The following is a 1,474-nucleotide window of genomic DNA, read 5'->3' on the forward strand; positions in this document are numbered from 1 at the left end:
ACCGAGGAACGCAGGACAACACAACCTGCGGGAGGGAAGGACCCCTGCTTTGTTCATGCTTTTCGAGGAGGTACGAGTGAGTGAATGCCAGACGGCTAACGACACCGAAGGAAAAAGTTCAACAACTCCAAGAAAAGCTAGGTCATGCTGCCAAGACGAGCAAGACGCGACGATTCCACGCACTGTATGACAAGATCTATCGAACGGATAGGTTATGGGAGGCATGGCGAGCAGTCAAGGCGAACCGTGGAGCGGCAGGAGTCGACGGAGAAACCATCGCGGATATCGAAAATCAGGGCGAAATCGCCTTTGTGAAAGAATGCCAACGCCTTCTCCGGGAGGGTCGATATCGTCCGCAACCGGTACGCCGCCAGTACATCCCCAAGGCGGACGGGAGGAAACGGCCGCTTGGCATACCGACGATACGGGACCGTGTCATTCAGATGGCAACCAAACTCGTGCTGGAACCAATCTTTGAAGCGGATTTCCAGGACTGTTCCTTCGGCTTTCGCCCCAAGCGTGGAGCGAAGCAGGCGCTGGAACGCATACGCAAAGCCTGCAACCGGAAAGGGAACTGGGTAGTCGACGTCGACATCCAAGGATACTTCGACAACATCAACCAAGAGAAACTGATGAAGCTGGTAGAAATGCGCATCAGCGACCGAAGGGCCCTAAAGCTGATCCGGCAATGGCTCGGGGCAGGCGTGATGGAGGAAGGGAACGTCAAACGTTCGGACCTCGGCACACCGCAGGGAGGAGTGATCTCGCCGATATTGGCGAACATTTACCTAAACTACTTCGACCGATTGTGGGAAAAGCACGGGAAGGAAGTCGGGGTACTCACCCGGTACGCGGATGATTTTGTCATCGTGTGCAAGACGAAGAAAGACGCCCGGCACGCCTACCAGTTGGTTAGGGCAATTATGGAACGTCTGGAACTGACCTTGCACCCGACGAAAACGCGGATCGTGGGGATGTGGACAGGAGAGGAAGGGTTTGACTTTCTTGGACTGCATCACCGGAAGGCGAAAGCGGCGACGTCGCGGAACCAGGTGTATTACACCACACAGCAATGGCTGAGCGCGAAAGCGGAGAAGCACATTCGGGAAGTGGTGAGAGAACGGCTTGGAACGGCGACCATGCGGCACAAGTCGATTCAAGAACACGTGGACTGGTTAAATCCGAAGATTCAAGGATGGAAGAATTACTACATGACGGCATACAGCCACCGCAAGATGGCGAAGCTGGACTGGTATATTCTTATGCGGTTGACGCGCTGGTACGCGAAAAAGCACCAGCGGCGGAACTGGCGTAGTTGCTGGCACAAAGTGAAACACATTGCCAATGTCTGTGGACTAAAGAAGCTCTGCTAGTTGCATGCACATGAATGACGAACATCGGAAAGCCGTATGAGGGAAAACCTCACGTACGGTTTGATGAGGAGGGGCTGGAATCCCCAGCCCTTTACTCTAGC

At 54.4% G+C, this 1,474-nt stretch carries 1 protein-coding gene; it reads left to right on the plus strand.

The window, feature by feature from the left end; all coding sequences use genetic code 11:
• Window positions 1-80: 80 nt before the first annotated feature.
• Window positions 81-1,373: a group II intron reverse transcriptase/maturase gene (ltrA, locus tag KJQ12_RS06565; RefSeq protein WP_213483980.1), complete on the plus strand. Its 1,293-nt coding sequence runs from the start codon at window positions 81-83 to the stop codon at window positions 1,371-1,373.
• Window positions 1,374-1,474: the final 101 nt, after the last annotated feature.

The sequence above is a fragment of the Thermobacillus xylanilyticus genome, from assembly GCF_907165215.1.
Lineage (GTDB): Bacteria > Bacillota > Bacilli > Paenibacillales > Paenibacillaceae > Thermobacillus > Thermobacillus xylanilyticus.